Here is a 1,064-nt window from a genome sequence, read left to right on the forward strand (position 1 = left end):
TAATAATTCCTGCATAAATAACACCCCTTTTTCTTTTATTTTACTAGAAAAGGGGGGTGTTCACAATTTATTTACTCATGCGTTTGTCGTGTGTGGAGATATTTCGCCACCCCGTCATTTTCATTAGATTCGATGATTCCGGTTGCCACAACTTTCAGTTCACTTACTGCATTTTCCACTGCATAGGCTTCATCCGCAATTTCAAACATATCAATATCGTTTTTCCCATCGCCAAAAACAACTAATCTGTCACATTCCAGTTTTTGTTTTAACTGCAAAGCAGCTTGCGCTTTGGATGCTTTTTGTGGCATGATCTCCAGCCATTGTTCTCCTGTATAGATGTCTTTCTGATAAACAACGTGATATTTATTTTTATATTTATGATAAAATGGTTCCAGTTTCTCCGGCTTATCAATACATGTGATATAAAAAAGATTCCCATCCATCAGTTCCGATTCTGCGGTTACAATATTAGTGCGTTTGTCACCTCTTCGGCTGTTTAAAAAGGCCTGCATTCCGCTTGTTGCTTTTTCCGGTATATAAGAAAATTTTTCGATATTATTCTGATATGAATATATGATCGGATATATTTCGTGTGCAAAAAGATCTTTTAATACCTCATATACGTCCTCCTCAAAATAATTGGCAATGAGGATTTCCTCTGTGATATTATCTTTTACGAATGCACCGTTGTATATAATAAGAGGAAAATGTGTGTTAAGACCTTCTGTTACTTTTTTTGCTGTATTTAATGAACGGGCTGTTGCATAGGAAAATAACATGCCTGAGGCAGTTAAGGTATTGATTGTTTTTATTGTATACGTGGATAAGGTTTCATTTTTTCGTAAAAGAGTTCCGTCAAGATCTGATACGTATAATGTTTTCATAAATAGATCCTTTCGTTTTGCTGTGTAGAGAAAAAGTGTTTTCGGATGATAATGGATGAATTAATATAAAATATTTCTTATTATAGCACAAAAAAAGTGGCTGTTTAAGCCACTTTCTAATGATTGTATATTCAAAACTACATACATGTGTTTGTTGATGGTTAATCGTTTTTGTTG

At 34.1% G+C, this 1,064-nt stretch carries 1 protein-coding gene; it reads right to left on the reverse strand.

Features of this window, described 5'->3' with window-relative positions; all coding sequences use genetic code 11:
- Nucleotides 1-71: 71 nt before the first annotated feature.
- A complete protein-coding gene (locus G5B12_RS16990; RefSeq protein WP_174088947.1) occupies nt 72-887 on the reverse strand; it encodes a Cof-type HAD-IIB family hydrolase in 816 nt (271 codons plus the stop codon).
- Nucleotides 888-1,064: the final 177 nt, after the last annotated feature.

This window comes from Blautia sp. MSK.20.85, from assembly GCF_013317245.1.
Taxonomy (GTDB): domain Bacteria; phylum Bacillota; class Clostridia; order Lachnospirales; family Lachnospiraceae; genus Blautia_A.